General features: G+C 72.5%; 21 protein-coding genes and 4 pseudogenes. 16 read left to right on the forward strand and 9 right to left on the reverse strand.

What is annotated here, in order from left to right:
* Positions 1–137 precede the first annotated feature (137 nt).
* The 4 genes and pseudogenes from U6N30_RS15780 to U6N30_RS33950 all read left to right on the forward strand — a co-directional run.
* Positions 138–1,142, forward strand: coding sequence for a tripartite tricarboxylate transporter substrate binding protein (locus U6N30_RS15780; protein ID WP_324278024.1), 1,005 nt, complete (start codon positions 138–140; stop codon positions 1,140–1,142).
* Positions 1,143–1,362: 220 nt separating this feature from the next.
* On the forward strand, positions 1,363–1,776 hold the full coding sequence (locus tag U6N30_RS15785; protein WP_324278025.1) for a tripartite tricarboxylate transporter TctB family protein: 414 nt from the start codon (positions 1,363–1,365) through the stop codon (positions 1,774–1,776).
* A 12-nt stretch (positions 1,777–1,788) separates the two neighbouring features.
* Positions 1,789–3,306, forward strand: a complete 1,518-nt coding sequence (locus tag U6N30_RS15790) for a tripartite tricarboxylate transporter permease (protein ID WP_324278026.1) — start codon at positions 1,789–1,791, stop codon at positions 3,304–3,306.
* A pseudogene (locus U6N30_RS33950) lies at positions 3,303–4,025 on the forward strand (DUF4440 domain-containing protein); the annotation flags it as partial. The gene U6N30_RS15790 and the pseudogene U6N30_RS33950, both read left to right, overlap by 4 nt.
* A 111-nt stretch (positions 4,026–4,136) precedes the next feature.
* On the opposite strand, the gene U6N30_RS15805 reads toward U6N30_RS33950, so the two are convergent.
* From U6N30_RS15805 to U6N30_RS15835, 7 genes are all read right to left on the reverse strand, one after another.
* Positions 4,137–4,319, reverse strand: a complete 183-nt coding sequence (locus tag U6N30_RS15805) for a PspC domain-containing protein (RefSeq protein ID WP_324278028.1) — start codon at positions 4,317–4,319, stop codon at positions 4,137–4,139.
* Between the two features lie 54 nt (positions 4,320–4,373).
* Positions 4,374–5,210: an ABC transporter permease gene (locus U6N30_RS15810; RefSeq protein ID WP_324278029.1), complete on the reverse strand. Its 837-nt coding sequence runs from the start codon at positions 5,208–5,210 to the stop codon at positions 4,374–4,376.
* Positions 5,207–6,187, reverse strand: a complete 981-nt coding sequence (locus U6N30_RS15815) for an ATP-binding cassette domain-containing protein (protein ID WP_324278030.1) — start codon at positions 6,185–6,187, stop codon at positions 5,207–5,209. The genes U6N30_RS15810 and U6N30_RS15815 overlap by 4 nt, the downstream gene beginning before the upstream one ends.
* Before the next feature lie 112 nt (positions 6,188–6,299).
* Complete coding sequence (locus U6N30_RS15820; RefSeq protein ID WP_324278031.1) at positions 6,300–6,545, reverse strand: helix-turn-helix domain-containing protein; 246 nt, start codon at positions 6,543–6,545, stop codon at positions 6,300–6,302.
* Positions 6,542–6,937, reverse strand: a complete 396-nt coding sequence (locus tag U6N30_RS15825; RefSeq protein ID WP_324278032.1) for a hypothetical protein — start codon at positions 6,935–6,937, stop codon at positions 6,542–6,544. The genes U6N30_RS15820 and U6N30_RS15825 overlap by 4 nt, the downstream gene beginning before the upstream one ends.
* A 323-nt stretch (positions 6,938–7,260) precedes the next feature.
* A complete protein-coding gene (locus tag U6N30_RS15830; protein ID WP_324278033.1) occupies positions 7,261–7,386 on the reverse strand; it encodes a hypothetical protein in 126 nt (41 codons plus the stop codon).
* Position 7,387: 1 nt separating this feature from the next.
* Positions 7,388–7,792 (reverse strand): DoxX family protein, encoded by a 405-nt coding sequence (locus U6N30_RS15835; RefSeq protein WP_324278034.1) that lies wholly within the window; start codon positions 7,790–7,792, stop codon positions 7,388–7,390.
* A 500-nt stretch (positions 7,793–8,292) separates the two neighbouring features.
* Between U6N30_RS15835 and U6N30_RS15840 the strand changes: the two genes are divergently transcribed.
* The 6 genes and pseudogenes from U6N30_RS15840 to murD all read left to right on the forward strand — a co-directional run bounded on the left by U6N30_RS15840 (position 8,293) and on the right by murD (position 12,646).
* Positions 8,293–8,763 carry a heme-degrading domain-containing protein gene (locus U6N30_RS15840; protein WP_324278035.1) on the forward strand — a complete coding sequence of 157 codons (471 nt, stop codon included), beginning with the start codon at positions 8,293–8,295 and terminating at the stop codon, positions 8,761–8,763.
* 152 nt (positions 8,764–8,915) lie between these two features.
* On the forward strand, positions 8,916–9,395 hold the full coding sequence (locus U6N30_RS15845; RefSeq protein ID WP_324278036.1) for a MarR family winged helix-turn-helix transcriptional regulator: 480 nt from the start codon (positions 8,916–8,918) through the stop codon (positions 9,393–9,395).
* A gap of 28 nt (positions 9,396–9,423) precedes the next feature.
* Positions 9,424–9,840 (forward strand): DUF5313 family protein, encoded by a 417-nt coding sequence (locus U6N30_RS15850; RefSeq protein ID WP_324278037.1) that lies wholly within the window; start codon positions 9,424–9,426, stop codon positions 9,838–9,840.
* 282 nt (positions 9,841–10,122) lie between these two features.
* Positions 10,123–10,872, forward strand: a pseudogene (locus U6N30_RS35455) (MurL-like N-terminal domain-containing); the annotation flags it as partial.
* Positions 10,858–11,373 (forward strand): MurL C-terminal domain-containing protein, encoded by a 516-nt coding sequence (locus U6N30_RS35460; protein ID WP_479690616.1) that lies wholly within the window; start codon positions 10,858–10,860, stop codon positions 11,371–11,373. The pseudogene U6N30_RS35455 and the gene U6N30_RS35460, both read left to right, overlap by 15 nt.
* Positions 11,348–12,646: a UDP-N-acetylmuramoyl-L-alanine--D-glutamate ligase gene (gene murD / locus U6N30_RS15860; RefSeq protein WP_324278039.1), complete on the forward strand. Its 1,299-nt coding sequence runs from the start codon at positions 11,348–11,350 to the stop codon at positions 12,644–12,646. The genes U6N30_RS35460 and murD overlap by 26 nt, the downstream gene beginning before the upstream one ends.
* A 102-nt stretch (positions 12,647–12,748) precedes the next feature.
* Here murD and U6N30_RS15865 read toward each other — a convergent pair whose 3' ends face one another.
* Positions 12,749–13,213 (reverse strand): winged helix-turn-helix transcriptional regulator, encoded by a 465-nt coding sequence (locus U6N30_RS15865; RefSeq protein ID WP_324278040.1) that lies wholly within the window; start codon positions 13,211–13,213, stop codon positions 12,749–12,751.
* A gap of 84 nt (positions 13,214–13,297) precedes the next feature.
* On the opposite strand from U6N30_RS15865, the pseudogene U6N30_RS33955 reads away from it, so the two are divergent.
* From U6N30_RS33955 to U6N30_RS15875, 3 genes and pseudogenes are all read left to right on the forward strand, one after another.
* Positions 13,298–13,630, forward strand: a pseudogene (locus U6N30_RS33955) (GNAT family N-acetyltransferase); the annotation flags it as partial.
* Between the two features lie 220 nt (positions 13,631–13,850).
* Entirely contained in the window at positions 13,851–13,994 is a 144-nt protein-coding gene (locus tag U6N30_RS15870; RefSeq protein WP_324278041.1) for a hypothetical protein, read from the forward strand.
* 52 nt (positions 13,995–14,046) lie between these two features.
* On the forward strand, positions 14,047–14,832 hold the full coding sequence (locus U6N30_RS15875) for a class I SAM-dependent methyltransferase (RefSeq protein WP_324278042.1): 786 nt from the start codon (positions 14,047–14,049) through the stop codon (positions 14,830–14,832).
* 269 nt (positions 14,833–15,101) lie between these two features.
* On the opposite strand, the pseudogene U6N30_RS15880 reads toward U6N30_RS15875, so the two are convergent.
* A pseudogene (locus U6N30_RS15880) lies at positions 15,102–15,476 on the reverse strand (class I SAM-dependent methyltransferase); the annotation flags it as partial.
* 338 nt (positions 15,477–15,814) lie between these two features.
* On the opposite strand from U6N30_RS15880, the gene U6N30_RS15885 reads away from it, so the two are divergent.
* The 3 genes from U6N30_RS15885 to U6N30_RS15895 all read left to right on the forward strand — a co-directional run bounded on the left by U6N30_RS15885 (position 15,815) and on the right by U6N30_RS15895 (position 18,198).
* Positions 15,815–16,018 carry a cold-shock protein gene (locus tag U6N30_RS15885; protein ID WP_324278043.1) on the forward strand — a complete coding sequence of 68 codons (204 nt, stop codon included), beginning with the start codon at positions 15,815–15,817 and terminating at the stop codon, positions 16,016–16,018.
* Between the two features lie 120 nt (positions 16,019–16,138).
* A complete protein-coding gene (locus U6N30_RS15890) occupies positions 16,139–17,824 on the forward strand; it encodes a ribonuclease J (RefSeq protein WP_324278044.1) in 1,686 nt (561 codons plus the stop codon).
* Between the two features lie 176 nt (positions 17,825–18,000).
* Complete coding sequence (locus U6N30_RS15895) at positions 18,001–18,198, forward strand: hypothetical protein (RefSeq protein ID WP_324278045.1); 198 nt, start codon at positions 18,001–18,003, stop codon at positions 18,196–18,198.
* The last annotated feature ends 44 nt before the right edge of the window (positions 18,199–18,242 follow it).

Below are 18,242 nucleotides of genomic sequence, written 5' to 3' on the forward strand. Positions count from 1 at the left end.
CACGCAAGGTATCAACCCATGCCTCATTGCTCTTGGACAGGCATCCACTGGCCTCCATACGCTCCGCTGCACCCGGGCCGAGTGACGCCACTCACAGGCGCACGACCGTCCACACGCTGCTCGTAGAGGAGATCGACATGACCACCAACCACCGTGCGCGCCGCTGGGCGACGACCGGTGCCGGACTCGCGCTGGCCCTCTCGCTCGCCGCGTGCGGCGGCAACGTCGGCGGCGGGTCGAGCGCGGAGGGCGAGGAGTTCCCCGGCGGGGACCCGATCACGATGCTCGTGGGTCAGGACCCCGGCGGCAGCACCGACCTGATCGCCCGTGCGGCCGCCGACATCCTCTCCGACGAGCTCGGCGTCGCCGTCACCGTCGAGAACCAGCCCGGCGCCAACGGTGCGCTGGCCGCCCAGTCCCTGGCCGGCGAGGAGCCGGACGGCCACACCCTGATGGTCTACAACGGCAGCCTCGCGTACATCACCCCGCTCGCCACCGAGGATGCTCCCGACATCGCCGACTTCGACATCGTCACGGGTCTCTCCCTGGACGACTACGTCCTCGTCACCGCGCCGGGATCCGGCTTCACGTCCGTCGAGGACCTCGCCGCCGCCGGCCGCCCGATCACCTTCGGCACGACCGGTGTGGGTACCGGCAGCCAGCTCTCCCAGGAACTGCTCTTCGCCCAGGCGGACATCGACGCCACGGCCGTGCCCTTCGACGGCGGCTCCCCCACGCTCACCGCCGTGCTGGGTGGCCAGGTGGACGTCGGCTCCATCCAGCTCGGTGAGGCCATCGAGCAGATCGAGGCCGGCGAGCTCACCCCGATCGTGACCTTCGCCGAGGAGCGCCCGAGCTACCTCCCCGACACCCCGACCGCCGTCGAGGCTGGGTACGACGTCCCGGTCCAGCAGTCGCGGGCCGTCTTCGCTCCGCAGGGCGTGCCGGACGACGTCATGCAGACCCTGCGCGACGCCTTCCAGACGGCGTTCGACGACGAGGGCTACCAGCAGTTCAACGAGGACAACCTGCTCACCCCGAACGAGCTCGACGGTGAGGAGATCCGCGAGCGCTGGACCGAGAACCTCGAGAAGTACCGCGCCGTCGTCGAGGAGTACGGCATCGAGCTCGGTGGCGAGTAGTGAGTTCTGAGCACGACGGGGGAACCACCCCGGGGAGCCCCGGCGGCCGCACGGCCGCCGGGGCCACCCCCAGGGGCGCGCCGCCGGCCCGTCCTCCGCCGGGCCGACCGACGACGGGGACCGCACACCCTCGACGCTGCACGACCTCGAGGACGCCGTCCACCAGCTCGAGCACGACGCGGAGCACCGTCCGCCGCCGGCGGGTGCGACCACGAACCTGGTGGTGGCCGCACTGGTCGTCGCCCTCGGCGCCGCCGCGCTGGTCGGCTCGCTCTCGCTGGGCGCCGGCAGCGCCGGCAACCCCGGCTCCGGCACCTGGCCGCTGATCCTGAGCGTCCTGCTCGTGGTCCTGGGGGTCGCGCTGGCGGCGACCGCTCGCACTACCACCGACGCCGAGCGCTTCTCCCGCGGCTCCTGGCTGGTCCTGGCCGGCCTGGCGACGATGGTCGCCTTCGTCGCCGTCATCGAGGGCATCGGCTTCGAGATCCCCGCGGCCCTGCTGGCCTTCGTCTGGCTCCGCTTCCTCGGCGGGGAAGGCTGGCGCAGCTCGGTCATCACCAGCGTCGGCGTGGTGGCCGCGTTCTACCTCATCTTCGTGGCGGCCCTCTCGGTCCCCATCCCGCACCTGTTCTAGAGGAGCGTCCGAGTGGATCTCGCCCCGGTGCTGGACGGCTTCGTCGTCGTCCTCGAACCCACCAACCTGCTGTACTGCCTGATCGGCGTCGTCGTCGGCATGCTGGTCGGCGTGCTGCCGGGCCTCGGCCCCGCCGCGACCATCGCCATCCTGCTGCCGATCACCATCGGCCTCGAGCCGGTGACCTCGATCATCATGCTGGCCGGCATCTTCTACGGCGCCCAGTACGGCGGCACGATCACCTCGGTCCTGCTCAAACTGCCCGGCGAGGCGTCGTCGGTGGTCACGGTGTTCGACGGCCACGCGCTGGCCCGCCAGGGCAAGGCCGGCACCGCTCTGGGCATCGCCGCGATCGGCTCGTTCGTCGGCGGCACGATCTCGATCGTCGCCCTGTCGTTCCTCGCCCCCGTCGTCGCCGGCTTCGCTCTCGACTTCGGGCCACCGGAGTACACCGCGCTGGCCCTCCTCGGCATCCTCCTGGTGGCGACCGTCAGCAGCGGCAGCCGGCTCAAGGCGGTCGCCGCGGCCGTCATCGGCCTGCTGCTGGCCACCGTCGGCCGGGACGCCTTCACCGGCGGCGAGCGGTTCACCTTCGGCAACCTGAACCTGGCCGACGGCCTGGACTTCGTGCCGATCGCCATGGGCCTGTTCGGCCTCGGCGAGATCCTCTACAACCTGGAGCAGCGGCACACCGCCGCGCAGGCCCCGGCCAAGGTCGCCAACGTCTGGCCCTCGCGTGCGGACCTGCGCCAGTCCTCGGGAGCGATCGGCCGCGGCTCGGTGCTCGGCTTCGTCCTCGGCATCCTGCCCGGCGGCGGCGCGACCCTCTCCTCGCTGGCGGCCTACGCGGTGGAGAAGAAGCGGTCGAAGACACCGGAACGGTTCGGCAAGGGCGCCGTCGAAGGCGTCGCCGGACCGGAGACGGCGAACAACGCCGCGGCGACGTCGTCGTTCATCCCGCTGCTGACGCTCGGCATCCCCGCCAACGCCACCATGGCCGTGATCTTCGGCGCGCTGCTCATCCAGGGCGTCCCGCCCGGCCCGCGGCTGGTCACCGACGAGCCGGAGCTCTTCTGGGGCGTGGTCAACTCGATGTACATCGGCAACATCCTGTTGCTGATCATGAGCATCCCGCTGGTCGGCCTGTTCGTGAAGATCCTCCGGGTGCGCCCTGCGATCCTGGCGCCGATCACGGTCCTGATCACGCTGATCGGCGTCTACACCGTCAACAACAGCGCGTTCGACATCGTGCTGGTCATCGTGTTCGGCCTGCTCGGCTACCTGATGAAGAAGGTCGGCTTCGACCCGGGCCCCCTGCTGCTGGCCTTCGTCCTCGGCACCCTGCTCGAGGACTCGCTGCGCCGGTCGCTGCTGATCTTCGACGGCGATGCCGTCGGCTTCTTCACCCGGCCCATCTCCGGCACCCTGCTGGTGGTCTTCCTGCTGGTGATCGTCGTCCCGATGATCCGCAGCGCCCTCTCCCGCCGGCGCCCCGCCGACCACCCGAGCGACACCAAGGAGCTGGTATGACCGTCCTCGTCGGTTACGTGCCCACGCCGGAAGGCGATGCCGCGTTCGGCGCCGCCCTCGCGGAAGCGCGGCGCCGGTCCGAACCGCTCCTCGTCCTCAACTCCCCGCGCGGCGGTGCCCCGGTCAGCATCGACGTCGCGCCCGTGCAGGTCGTCGACCGCATGGTGGAGCGCGCCGACGCCGACGGCGTCTCCCTGGAGATCCGGCAGGAGGCGCACTCCGGCGACGCAGCCGACGAGGTCCTCCGGATCGCGCGAGAGGTGGACGCCTCCGTGATCGTGATCGGGCTGCGCAAGCGCTCCCCGTCGGGAAACTGCTCATGGGGAGCAGCGCACAGCGGATCCTGCTGGACGCCGACCGGCCGGTTCTCGCCGTCAAGCCCTGACCCCGGCGCGGGCTACGGTGTCGAGCATGACCTCCGGGCGCTGCTGGCAATGACCGACGACCTCGTGGCCGACGTGCTGGCCGGTGAGAACCGCAGGTACCAGGCCCTCCTCGGTCCCGACCTCGCCACGCTGGAGGCGTTGTTCCACGACCGGCTGAGCTACGCCCACTCCAGCGGCGTGCGGGACACCAGGACCGAGTACCTGGCCAAGATCAGCAGCGGCTACTACGTCTACCAGCGGGTCGACCACGCGGTGGAGCGGGTGGACGTCGTCGGCGACACCGTCGTGGTCATCGGCCGCATGACCTCCGATCTGACCGTCGAGGGCGCACCGAAGACCATCGACAACCTGGCACTGGCGGTGTGGACCCGGGACACCGGCGACTGGCAGCTGCTCGCCTACGCCTCGACCCCGCTCCCCGCGGCTGAGCCCCTCCGGGCCCGTTCAGGGGGCCTTGGGGACGATGATCCACAGGATGATGTAGGCCAGCTCGCCGACGCCGAAGAGGCCGAAGAGCACGAAGGCCAGCCGCATCAGCCCGCGGGAGACCCCGAACCGGTCGGCGAGCGCCGCGCAGACCCCCGCGATGACCTTGCCGGACCGCGGTCTCACCAATGTCGATGCCATGCGGGGCTCCTACCCGCGACCGTGCCGGGCGCACACGCCGCCCGGCACGTCCGGTCAGCGGCTGCGGTAGAGCCGGGTCGTGATCGGCAGGAAGATCGCCGCCAGTGCGGCGGCGACCACCAGCGAGATGACGATCGCCTCCCCGTCCGGGGTGCCGTCCATGAGCGACCGGCAGGCCGTCGCCAGGATCGAGATCGGGTTGACGTCCACGAACGCCTGGAGCGGCCCCGGCAGCGTCTCCGGGTCGACGAAGACGTTGGAGAGGAACGTCAGCGGGAAGATCCCCATGAAGCCCGCGTTCATGACCGCGTTCGGCGAGCGCAGCAGCAGGCCGAGCACCGAGAACACCCACGACAGCCCGAACGAGAAGACGACGACGAGGGCCAGCGACGCGACCGCGCCGCCCACGCCGGCATCGGGCCGGTACCCCAGCGCGACGCCGACGGTGATGATCACCGTTCCCGCGATGACGTAGCGGACGCTGTCGCCCAGCAGCGAGCCCAGCAGTGGGGCCGGTCGCCAGATGGGCAGGGACCGGAAGCGGTCGACGACGCCCTTGGTGAGATCGGTGTTCAGCGAGACGCCGGAGTAGACGGTGGTGAACAGCACCGACATCACCAGCAGCCCCGGCAGCGTGTAGTCCAGGTAGGCGCTGGTGGAGCCGGCGATCGCGCCACCGAACAGGTACGTGAACATCAGCAGGAACATGACCGGGGTGACGGTCACGTCCAGGAGCTGCTCCGGGACGTGCTTGACCTTGAGCATCCCCCGCCAGCCGAAGGTCAGCGCCGTGGACAGCGGCCCGGGCCGGGGCGGGCGGGCGGTGGTCGCGATGGCCTGGCGGACGGCGGCGGTGTCGGCGCCGTCGGTCACCGAGGTGGCGCTGCTCATGACGGCTGCTCCTCGAGGGTCGGGTCGTGCTCCTCGGCCAGGTGGCCGGTGAGGGCCAGGAAGACCTCGTCCAGGCTGGGCTGGCCGAGCGAGAACTCCGCGATCCCCAGCCCGGCGCGGGCCAGCGCGGCAACCCCGTCGGCGGCCAGCGCCGCGTCGGAGCAGGACACGGAGAGAGCGGCCGGGTCGGGCTCCAGGACGACGCTGCCGACGGCGCGCTCGAGGATGCCGGCGGCGTCGGGACGACGGTCGGGATCGAGCAGCCGCACGTGCAGGCCGCCCGCGCCCACCGACGCCTTGAGCTGGGCGGGCGTGCCCTCGGCGATCACCCGGCCGCGGTCGATGACCGCGATCCCGTCGGCCAGCTGGTCGGCCTCCTCCAGGTACTGCGTGCAGAGGAGGATCGTCGTCCCGCCCGCCTTCAGCGCCCGGGCGATCTCCCAGACCTGCCCGCGCGAGCGCGGGTCCAGCCCGGTGGTCGGCTCGTCCAGGAACATCAGCTGCGGGGTGACGACGATGCTCGCGGCGATGTCCAGCCGCCGGCGCATGCCGCCCGAGTAGTGCTTGACCAGCCGGCCGGCCGCCTCGGAGATGCCGAAGGCCTCGAGCAGCTCGTCCGCGCGGTTCCGGGACGCCGCGCGGGAGAGTCCGAGCAGCCGGCCCAGCAGGATCAGGTTCTCCCGGCCGGTCAGCTCCTCGTCGACCGAGGCCAGCTGCCCGGTCAGGCTGACCAGGCTGCGCACGGCGTCGCCCTCGGTGCGGATGTCGTGCCCGAGGACACGGGCCGTGCCGGCGTCGGGCGGGATGAGCGTGGCCAGCATGCGGATGACCGTCGTCTTCCCGGCGCCGTTGGGCCCCAGCACCCCGTAGATGGCCCCCTCGGGGACGGCCAGGTCGACCCCGGCGACGGCGTGCGTGTTGCCGAACGACTTCTCCAGACCGGTCGCCTCGATCGCCAGCGGCGCGTGCGTCGTCATCGGGCTCCTCACCTCGTCCCCCGCCCTGCTCCTGTCCACTGTCAGACGAAGGGTGCGCGTGGAACTGATCGGTCGCCAGCGAGTTTCCGCGCGCGGCCCCGCCTGGATCCGGTCAGCGATCCGCAGCGACGTCGAGGAGATCGCCGGGTCGGCAGCCGAGGGCGTCGCAGACCGCGGTCAGGGTCGAGAACCGGACGGCGCGCGCCCGGTTGTTCTTGAGCACCGACAGGTTGACCACCGAGACCCCTGCGCGGTCGGCCAGTTCGGTGAGCGTCATCCCGCGTTCGGCGAGCAGCGTGTCGAGCCGGCAGACGATGCGATGGGCGGCGGTGTCGGTGTCGCGGGGCCCGTCCGTCACACCAGTCCGGCGACGTCGTCGGCCATCGCCGCGCCTCGGCGGAACGCCTCGGCGATGCCCAGCACCGCGACCGCCAGCAGCACCGGCGTCAGCGGCACCGACATCTGGGCCAGGAACGGCGAGTCCTCGCCCGTGAGGCCGAGGTGGTCCAGCCCCGCGAGCGCCGCGGCGTCGCGCAGGACCGGCGCCAGCCCGCCCCCGACCAGGACCGCCAGCGCGACCACGACGAGCAACGCGGGGGTGCCGGTGGCGAACGGTCGCCCGGCACGGACGGCGCGCAGCACGTGCGCGAGTGCCAGAGCACCGGCGGCGATGGACAGGAACAGCAGCACGTTGCCGCTGTGGGCCAGCAGTCGCAGACCCAGCGGCAGGTCGGGGACGTGCAGGTCCACGCCGACGAGGTTCCCCAGCAGGACCGCCCCTCGGGAAGGTCGAGGCCCTCGTCGAGATCGAGTCGCGCGGCGTTCGTCAGGAACACGGTGACGTCTGCGGCGTCCCGTGTCACCGCGACGTAGAGGAATCCGAGTGCGGTGAGCGCTGCGACCACCCCGCCGACCGTCAGGAGCAGGGCGTAGAAGCCTGCGGACCTCGGACCCAACAGGGGCTTCGCCGTCGACATGGTGCAGACCATAACGACAATCGATACGTACGGGAAGCATCACGCGCGGCGCGGCGCCGGAGCCCGTCGGGGCTCCGGCGCCGGATGCAGGTGGGCTCAGGCGGTGCGGCGGTGCTGCGCCCGGTCGCTGTACCAGCCGATGAGGACCAGGGCCGCGGTGATCAGCACCAGGTTCTTCACCACGAACTCGCCGTCGGCGGTCAGCTCGAGCGGGAGGCCCACATCAGCTCCGACGCGGTGACGAAGGTGAGGAAGGTGCCGGCCAGGTGCCCGCACAGCACGAGCAGCGTGATGCGGGGAAGCACCCCGCCGCCAGCGCCAGGCCGAGGACGATCTCCACCACCCCGAGGGCCGGCACGGTCAGGTCGGCGTCCAGGAACGGCAGCGTCTGCGCGATCAGGTCGTGCACCGGGCTGGAGCCGACGACCTTCAGCGCGCCGAACCAGACGAAGACCACGGCCAGGGCCAGGCGCAGCAGCGTGGGGGCGATCCGCTGGTTGACCTCCACGGCGCGGTCCACGAGGGCGGCACCGGGCAGCCGGGACGGCGGCGGAGGCTCGACCGGATCGGTGAGGGTCACCTCCGGCGTCCGCGTCATCAGGGCCGTCGACTGGGGCATCCCGACCATGGTCATCTCCTCTCCGTCCGAGGGTCGCGCCCGGTGCGCGACCGTCGGGAAAGAAGAGAGCCGGGACGTCCGGCAGATACGTCGGCGACGGACGGCGCGGACCAGTCTCCGGGCGCCCACGACGGCGCCGCCCGCGACCGCGAGCCACGGACCGGCGACGAGCACCGTCGGGAGCGGAGCCCATGGTGGGCGAGCTCCGCGCCCACGCCGGTCCGGGTGAGCGGGTTGTCCGGTCGGATCCTGGCGAGCGAGCGGAGGTGCTCCTCCCAGGCGTCGACTCGGCCTCCCAGGACCAGCAGCATCCGGTGGGATAGGCGCCCCTCGCTGAATCGGGCACAGGACCGCTTCCGGATCGCCCCGGAGAGCCCCTCCGGCGGCTGGGCCGTGCCGAAGGCCGGCGTCAGGAACGCCGGCGGGACTCCTCGTCCATCCTGCGCACCGGCGGGCGTCCGTGTGCCCGCCGGTACCGCACCGAACCTCTCGGCCGGTAGGAAGGCAGCATGACCGACGCCGCTCCCTCCCTCGCCCAGCTCGCTGCCGAGGAAGAAGAACTCCAGTTCCCCGCTTTCAGTGCGGACGACGCCTGGGAGCTCGGCTCCGCCCTGGTCGCCGACGGGCGGGCGCAGGGGCTGGCCATCGCCGTGGACATCACCCGCAACCGGCACCAGCTCTTCCACGCCGCACTGACCGGCGCCACCCCGGACAACGACTCGTGGATCCGGCGCAAGAGCCGCGTCGTGCACCGCTTCGGCCACAGCAGCCTCTACGTCCGGCAGGCCAGCATCGAGCGCGGGACGACGTTCGAGGCGGAGTTCGGTCTGGACCCGGCCCGGTACGCCGCCCACGGCGGCGCCTTTCCGGTCCTCGTGCGCGGGGTCGGGCCGATCGGCGTCGTCGTCGTGTCCGGCCTGCCCCAGGTGGAGGACCACCGGCTGGTCGTCGCCGCGGTGCGGAGGCACCTCGGTCGCTGAACTCGACATGGCGACCCGTCGACGTGTCGACGTGTCGGCATCGCGACAGCTCGACCTCAGGGCACCGCCTGGCGTCGCGCCCCTCGGGTCGCCCCGGTCGGCGTGCGGGACGACACAATGATTGGTGCCCCAACCATTGGTAGGCTAACGATATGCCCGCCGAGCCGTCCGTCGACCCTCTCGCCCTCGAGCACCAGGTCTGCTACGCACTCTCGGTCGCCGCGCGGAACGTGGTCGCCGTCTACCGGCCGTTCCTCGATCCGATGGGGCTCACCCATCCGCAGTACCTGGTCATGCTGGCGCTCTGGCAGCACGGCGCCCTGTCGGTCCGGCGGCTCAGCGACCTGCTCCAGCTCGACCCCGGCACGCTGTCGCCGCTGGTCAAGCGGCTCGAGGCCGGCGGCCTCGTGCGCCGGGACCGGGATCCCCGCGACGAGCGCTCGCTGGCGATCGCGCTGACCGACTCCGGCCGGGCGCTGCGGGACGAGGCCGAGCGCATCCCGGCCGGCATCGTCGACCGCCTCGGCATGGACGTGGCCGAGCTGACCGCCCTGCACGGGGCGCTCACCCAGGTCATCGCCGCATCGCAGCGCGCACTGGACCGGCCGGCCCGCTCCGGGACGGCGAGCTGATGGCCACCGACGTCACCCCTCCCCGCACGTGCAGCGGCCCGGCCCGCTCCGCTGGTTCTGGTACGCCCTCGGCGGCGCGCTGCCCGCCCGCTTCAGCACCTGGGTGCTGCACGACACGACGACCCGCACCTGGGCGCTGCGCCACGTCGCCCGGTCGATGGCCCAGCTCGCCGTGCCGATCGCCCTGGTCCTGGTGCTCGTCCCGGGCGAGTTCTGGATCCGCGGCATGACGGCGCTCGGCGGCGTCCTCCTCGGGCTCTTCTTCTCGCTGGCCTACATGCCGGAGACCACCGAGAACCGGGTGAAGCGTGCCGGCTACCCCGCCGGCACGGCGACCGCCGCCCGCGACCGGGCGGCACGGGTCCGGGAGGCGGGCGAGAGCGAACGCCGGCGCGCCGCCTCCGCCCGCCGGGCGGCCCGGTACCGCGCCCGCCAGGGCCGCTGATCGGTCGGTTCGGCCCTGTCCCTGGGGTCGGCGCTCTCCTGGCTCTCTGTCGGCTCGCTCCTCTCCGATCGGTCCACCGTCGCCGTCCTGGCCGCGACCGCGCTGACCGTGGCCGTGCGTGCCGGCCGGGCACGGTCCGGACGGCGCCGTTGACCTGCACGGCGCCCGCTCGCGGGGCCGGGGCGGTGGCGTCCGGCGGGTAGGCTCGACGGCGATGAAGCGCGATGACCGCCGAGGCGAGACGTTCACCTACGAGGGCGTGGACATCTCCCCGCCACCGGCGAGATCACCTCGCGGTACTCCCTCGACGGGCGTTCCTTCCAGGAGGTCGTCCACCTCCCGGGGAAGTTCGACTGGGACTCACCCGGCGTCGCCGCGGCGGCCCGCATCCTCTTCCTGCTGAGCGGCATCTCCTACTACAAGACGGCAGCGCCCCCGGTCATCGACCTCGGCGACACCCCCGTCACGCCGGACGAGATCGCCTTCCTGCGCGAGTTCTACCTCCAGGGGCTCGGCGAGTTCAGCTACGTCAACGACCTCCCGATCGACGACCTGCAGATCGTCGGCGGCCGCACCGACCTGGCCGAGCCCGTGCCGTGGCAGCTGCCGGAGGAGCGGCCGCTGATCCCCTTCGGCGGCGGGATCGACTCCGTCGTCGTCGTCGAGGAGACCAAGCGGCACTTTCCCGACAGCAGCCTGTTCATCGTGGGCCGCTTCGACCCGATCGAGGATGCCGCCGCCGTCACCGGGCTGCCCATCGTCCGGGCGAGCCGCACCCTCGACCCCCAGGTCCTGCGCAGCCGAGAGCTCGGCTTCCTCAACGGGCACGTCCCGGTCACCGGTGTCCTGTCGGCCATCGCCGTCCTGGCCGCGGTCCTCGACTCCCGCAGCGCGGTGATCATGAGCAACGAGTGGTCGGCGTCGTCCCCCACGATCGAGGTGGACGGGCGCGGGATCAACCACCAGTACTCGAAGTCCCTGGACTTCGAGGCCGGCTTCCGCGGGCTCCTGGACGCCGTGCTGCCCGGCTTCCGCTACTTCTCCGCGCTCCGCCCCTACAGCGAGCTGTGGGTCGCCGAGCGGTTCGCGAAGCTGACCGAGTACCACCCGGTCTTCCGCAGCTGCAACCGCGCCTTCCACGTCGACCCGTCGCTGCGCGCCTCCGCCTGGTGCGGCGAGTGCGACAAGTGCACCTTCATCGACCTGATCCTCGCGCCGTTCGTGCCCGCCGATCAGCTGCGCGCCGTGTTCGGCGGCCGCGAACCCCTGGACCGGCTGGAGATGCTGCCGAAGTTCCGCGGGCTGCTCGGCGACACCGCCGCCACCAAGCCCTTCGAGTGCGTCGGCGACGTCGGCGAGTGCCGCATCGCGCTCGAGCTGACCGCGGCCCGGCCCGACCGCGCCGGCAACCCCGTCCTGGCGCAGCTGCGCGCCGAGCAGCCCGCCGCTCCGGCGCCGGCCGACCGCTACTTCGCCCCGATGGGCGAGCACTTCATCGAAGCGCCGTATGCCGCCGACGATCTCCTGGTCTGACCTGCGCGGACGCCGGGTCGGCGTCTGGGGGCTCGGGGTCGAGGGCCGGGCCAACCTCCGCAAGCTCGACGCGCTCGGCGTCGCTCCGCAGGTCCTGGTCGACGACCGGCCGGCCACCGGCGACGTCGTGGGCACCGAGGCGGGCGGACTCGAGGCGCTCGCGGCGTGCGACGTGGTCGTGAAGTCGCCCGGCATCTCCCGCAGCCGGGAGGACCTGCGGGCCCTGGAGGCCGGCGGCGTCCCCGTCGTCGGCGGACTGGGGCTGTGGCTGGCCGAGGCCGACCGGGAGCGCGTCGTCTGCATCACCGGGACCAAGGGCAAGAGCACGACCACCGCGATCGCCGGGCACCTGGCGACGGGCCTCGGCCAGCGGGTGCTGCTGGGCGGCAACTTCGGCACCGCGCCGTGGGATCCGGAGGCTCCGCAGGACGTCGACTGGTGGGTCGTGGAGACCTCCAGCTACCAGGCGACCGACGTGGCGCTCGGCCCGGCCGTCGTCGCCGTCACCTCGCTCAGCCAGGACCACCTCGACTGGCACGGCGGCATCGAGGCCTACTACCGCGACAAGCTCTCGCTGTGCCGCCGCCCCGGCGTGCGCACCGTCGTGGCCGACGGCGACAGCGCCCTGCTGCGCGAGCACGCCGACCTGCTCGGCCCCGCCGTGCGCTGGGTGCGCGCCGGCGACGACCCGGGCTGGACGGCGGGCCTCGGGCTGCTCGGCGAGCACAACGTGCGCAACGCCCTGGTCGCCCGCGCGGCGCTGGTGGAGCTGGGGGTGCCGGGCGCCGACGACGACGAGCGGGTCGCGGCTGCGGCGACGGACTTCGCGGGTCTCGGCAGCCGGCTGCGCCCGGTGGGCCGGATCGACGGCGTGGACTTCGTCGACGACAGCCTCTCGACCAACGTGCTGCCGACGCTGGCGGCCGTGGACGCGTTCCGCGGGCGGCGGGTCGCCCTGCTCGTCGGCGGCCACGACCGCGGCATCGACTACGCGCCGCTGGCCGCGGGGCTCACCGGCCGGGCCGACCTGCTGGCGATCTGCCTGCCCGACAGCGGCCCGCGGATCGCGACGGCGCTGCGCGCCGGTGCGCCGGACGTCGACGTCCTCGAGGTGACCGACCTGGCCGAGGGCGTACGCGCCGGGTTCCAGTGGGCTCGCCCGGACGGCGTCGTCCTGCTCTCCCCTGCGGCCCCGAGCTTCGGCCGCTACCGCAACTACGAGGAGCGGGCGGCCGACTTCGTCCGCACCGTGGAGTCCCTCAGCCCGCGCTGACCGCCGCCGTGCGGCCGGAGCAGTGTGCGGTGGCGGCGGGTTCTGACCGAAGAAGCCGCCACGCACGCACATCACCGACCGTCGAGCCTGCCTGCCCGACGCTCAGCCCGCGCTGACCTCCGCCGCCTGTGGCACCGGGCGGACCTCGCGCGCGCTCGCCAGCTCGTGCCCGTCGGCGCAGACGAGGCCGAGGTGGACCGCCGCGCCGCAGTCCCGGTGCTCCAGGGCCAGCGGCGCGACGTCGTCGGCCAGGTACTTGTCGCCCCACTGCATCAGGGCGACGAGCGTCGGATAGAGGTCGATCCCCTTCGTCGTCAGCCGGTACTCGTGGCGCTGGCGCTCGCCCTCGGCCTGGTACGGCACCCGGCGGAGGATGTCCTGCTCGACGAGCGTGCCCAGCCGGTCGGTCAGCACTGCCTTCGGAGCGCCGAGCTGCCGCTGGAAGTCGGCGAACCTGCGGACGCCGAGGAAGGCCTCCTGCAGCACGAGCAGGCTCCACTTCTCCCCGACCACGGCCAGGGTGCCCGCCACCGAGCAGCGGGACCGGTCCCAGGAGGCGTCTGTCACACCGGCAGTCTAGACCCGGCTGAGTTCACTTGACGAACCATGATCGGAGGAGGACAGTTCGTTTTGCGAACCCAGGAGGCCGGGATGGACATCGAGGTCACGACGAGGCCGGTACGGCCCGACGACCGGACGCTCTTCTGCCGGTTGTGGTCACGCCTCTCCCGGGAGACGGTCTACCGCCGCTTCCACGCCCCGGTGCACCGGCTCCCCGACGCGACCGTCCGTCACCTGGTGACCGTGGACCACGACCTGCGCGAGGCGGTCGTCGCGGTGGTCGGCGGTGAGGTCGTCGGGGTGGCCCGCTACGACCGACCGCTCGAGGACCCCACCACCGCCGAGCTGGCCGTCCTCGTCGAGGACGCCTGGCAGGGCGCCGGCATCGGGCGGCAGCTGCTCACCTCGCTCACCGGGCTCGCCGCCCAGCGGGGGTCCGCACCCTCACCGCCACCGTCCAGCCGGGCAACGCGCCGGCCCTGCGGCTGGTCCGCCGTCTCCTGCCCGCCGCCACCGTCACGGCCGACGACGACGTCCTCGCCGTCTCCGCGCCGCTCCGCACCGCCGGGGTGCCGGTATCCGTCGCTCCCCGGGCCGTCTCTGAACTGGCAACCGCCACCCGATAGAACCGAGAGGTCGCACCATGTCCCGCCTGCACACCACCTTCGCCGCCCGTCGCGCCACCCGCCGGCACCTGCGCGAGGAGCGGGCCCTCGCCCGCGCCCTGGCCTCGGCGCCGACCGTCGAGTCCGCCCACGAGATCGCGGCACTGGCCACCCGCCGCTGACCGCGCACGGACCCGCTCGCACGCGGCCGCCCGGCCGCTACGGTCGGGCGGCATGGGCGTGTGGTCCAGCGGCGCGAGCTACGACGCCTACGTCGGGCGCTGGAGCCGGCTCGTCGCGACCGGTTTCCTCCGTTGGCTGGACCGGCCACCCGGCGCCCGCTGGCTGGACGTGGGCTGCGGCACCGGCGCGCTCGCCGGGGCCATCCTGTCCACCGCCGCGCCCACCGACGTGGTCGGCGTGGACCCCTCCCCAGGCTTCGTCGCCCGCGCCGCCGCGACAGTCCCCGACCCGCGCGCCCGGTTCGGCGTCGGGGACGCCCGAGCCCTCCCGGTCGGGGACGGCTGGTTCGACGTCGCCGTCTCGGGCCTGATGCTGAACGTCGTCGCCGAACGGACCGCGGTGCTGTGCGAGATGAGGCGCGCGGTCGGCCCCGGAGGCACCGTCGCCGCCTACGTCTGGGACTACCCGGACGGGATGCAGCTGATGACCGCCTACTGGGACACGGTGCTCGACCTCGGTCTCGCCGAGCCCACGATGCACGGGGCCGTGCGCTTCGGCTTCTGCCGCCCCCAGGCGCTGCGGGCCATGCTCGCGGCGGCCGGGCTGGCCGGCGTCGACACCACCGAGATCGTCGTCCCCACGGTCTACCGGACCTTCGACGAGTTCTGGTCCGGCTTCCTCGGCGGTACGGGGTTCGCGCCCGCGCACCTGGCCGCGCTGCCCGCGGACCAGCAGCTCACGCTGCGGGACGCCGTCCGGGAGCGGCTGCCGGTGGCGGACGACGGTTCGATCGCGCTGACCGCCCGGGCGTGGGCCGTCCGGGGCACCGCTCCCTGAGCGCCGGTCAGCGGAGACCCGGCCGGTCTCGACCACGGAGGCGGTGGTGGCTCCGGGGCGCCCGCGGGCTCAGCCGGCGTCGCGGGTGAGGCGACAGGCGAAGAGGAAAGCGGGGGCACGTTCAGCGGCGAGATGCGCCTGCGGACGTCGGCGAACAACCGGCGCAGCTCGGACTGGATGAGCGGCGAGTACTGGATGACCAGCGCGGCGCCGTCCGGCCCCAGGGCAGCGGGGAGCGAGTCGAGGATGCGGCGGCGCAGCCGCGGCTCCAGGGAGGTGAACGGCAGCGCGCAGACGAGCACGTCAGCCAGGTCCTCGCCCAGGTGGTCGCGCAGGTTCTCCGCCGAGTCGCACACGACCTGCAGGCGCGGGTCGTCGAAGCGCTTCTCGAGCAGGGTGGCCAGCCGGGGGTCGATCTCCAGGGCGACGAGACGGGCGCCCGGGCCCATGCGGGCCAGGATCTCCCCGGTCTGCGAGCCGGTTCCGGCCCCGAGCTCCACGACGAGGTCGGCCCCGGGGACGTCGGCCATGTCGAGCATGTCGCGCACGGCGAGCCGGGAGGTGGGCAGGATCGCGCCCACCTGGCGTGGGTTGGCGGCGAATGCGCGCAGGAAGCGGAGTCGATCGACCAGTTGCTGGTTCATGCAGCCCTTCCGGAGGCGGCGGAGCGGGACCCGGGGCCCCGGACCTCCGTAGCACGATGGCACGGACCCCTCGGTGACGCAGCCCCGGCACCGGTCGCCCCGCCTGGACCGCCCCCGACGGGTGAGCGGTCGGGCCCAGAACACGCTGATCAGGGGGAAGTTCCCACGACCGTTCCGGACAGCGTAGGGTTCTCCTCGGTCGCTGTTGTGCCTCTGCCTCGTTCTTGAACGTCCGCAGTCGTCTTCTGCCTGACGTTCCTCTCGGTCCTGCCGGTGGTGCAGCGACCCGAAGACCAGCACTAGCCGGTCCGGACACCCCTGCACGGAATGAGAACAGCATGGCTCAGGGCACTGTGAAGTGGTTCAACGCGGAGAAGGGCTTCGGGTTCATCGCCCAGGACGGCGGCGGCGCCGACGTCTTCTGCCACTACTCCGCCATCGTCTCCGACGGCTACAAGTCCCTCGACGAGGGACAGGCAGTCGAGTTCGACGTCACCCAGGGCCAGAAGGGCCCCCAGGCGGAGAACGTTCGCGCCATCTGATCGTCCGGTTCGGGGGTCACGACGCATCGCGTCGTGGCCCCCGTTCTGCTTTTCCGGGGTCGTGCCTCCGCAGCCAGGGGCCCTGCCAGGGCGTCGACACCCCGCCGTACCGTTCCGGTCATGAGTCGCACGCACCCTGAGCTCCGCACCCCGCCGCCCCTGCCCGACGGCGGCCTGCGCGTGATCGCCCTGGGTGGCCTCGGCGAGATCGGTCGGAACATGACCGTGTTCGAGCACGCCGGCAAGCTGCTGATCGTCGACATCGGCGTCCTCTTCCCCGAGGAGCACCAGCCGGGCATCGACGTGATCCTCCCGGACTTCAGCTCGATCCGGGACCGGCTCGACGACGTCGTGGCGATCGTGCTGACCCACGGCCACGAGGACCACATCGGCGGGGTGCCCTACCTGCTGCGGGAGCGCGCCGACATCCCCCTGGTCGGGTCGAAGCTGACACTGGCGTTCATCGAGGCCAAGCTCAAGGAGCACAAGATCCGGCCGGTCACCGTCGAGGTGGCCGAGGAGGACCTGGTCGACTTCGGGCCGTTCGGGCTGGAGTTCCTCGCGGTCAACCACTCGATCCCCGACGCGCTCGCCGTCGCCATCCGCACGTCGGCCGGTCTCGTCCTGCACACCGGCGACTTCAAGATGGACCAGTTCCCGCTGGACCGCCGGATCACCGACCTGCGCGGCTTCGCCCGCCTCGGCGAGGAGGGCGTGGACCTGTTCCTCACCGACTCGACCAACGCCGAGGTGCCCGGCTTCACGACGTCGGAGGGCGAGCTCGTCCCGGCGATCGAGAAGGTCTTCCGCACCGCGCCCCGCCGGGTGATCGTCTCCAGCTTCGCCAGCCACGTGCACCGCATCCAGCAGGTGCTCGACCAGGCGCACGCACACGGGCGCAAGGTCGCCTTCGTGGGCCGGTCGATGGTCCGCAACATGGGCATCGCCCGCGACCTCGGCTACCTCAACGTCCCCGACGGCCTGGTCGTGGACATGAAGGTCCTGGAGAAGCTGCCGGCCAACCAGGTCTGCCTGGTCTGCACCGGTTCCCAGGGCGAGCCGATGGCGGCGCTGTCCCGCATGGCCAACCGGGACCACGTCATCCGCATCACCGAGGGCGACACGGTCCTGCTGGCCAGCTCGCTCATCCCGGGCAACGAGAACGCGATCTACCGGGTGATCAACGAGCTGACCCGGTGGGGCGCCAACGTCGTGCACAAGGGCAACGCCAAGGTGCACGTGTCCGGCCACGCCAGCGCCGGTGAGCTCGTGTACTGCTACAACCTCGTCCAGCCCCGCAACGTCATGCCCGTGCACGGCGAGTGGCGGCACCTCAAGGCGAACGGCGAGCTGGCCGTGCGCACCGGGGTGCATCCCAAGGGCGTCGTCATCGCCGAGGACGGGTTCGCCGTCGACCTCGTGGACGGCCGGGTGCGGATCAGCGGCAAGGTCCCGGCCGGCAACGTGTACGTCGACGGGCAGACCGTGGGCGGGGCGACCGAGGCCCACCTCAAGGACCGGCGCAACCTGGCCGAGGAGGGCGTCATCACCGTCGTCGCCATCGTCGACGCCGACACCGGCCTGCTGGCCGAGCCGCCGGACTTCCTCGCCCGCGGTTTCGTCCACGACGAGAAGACCTTCGACGCCGTCGTCCCCCTGGTCGAGAAGGCGCTGGCCAAGGCGGCCGAGGAGGGCGTCGGCGGCGCGACGCAGCTGGAGCAGCTGATCTCGCGTGCCGTCGGCCAGTGGGCGCACCGCACCTACCGGCGCAGCCCGCTGGTCATCCCCATCGTCATCGACGCCTGAGGACGGCGTGCGGGAACGCACGTCCAGCGGCGGGCGTTGTCGACTGCACTGCGCTTGAGTCGGGTCACCGTGCTGCCGATGCTCCCGATGGCCGAGCCGCACGCGCGGACGACCGGCTGGTGAGCTCCGGACCATGCCCACGACATCGCTGGGCCGATCACGAACGAGGAGGGGCCATGGACTACCTGCGCCGCATGCAGATGGAGCGGCCGGTGCTGTTCTGGATCGTCCTCCTGATCGGTTTCCTGGTCGCCTTCCGGCTCCTGCTGTTCGTCGCCGGGGCCCTGCTGGGGCCGTTCGGGCTGCCCTCCTGGGCTCCGCTCGTCGTCGTCATCGGCGTCCTGGTCGTCATCGCGCGCCGACAGCAGCGGTAGCCGGGAGCTCACCGCGGATGCTCAGGTTCCTCCGCTCCGCCCCG

The sequence above is a fragment of the Blastococcus brunescens genome (genome assembly GCF_035320885.1).
GTDB classification, from domain to species: domain Bacteria; phylum Actinomycetota; class Actinomycetes; order Mycobacteriales; family Geodermatophilaceae; genus Blastococcus_B; species Blastococcus_B brunescens.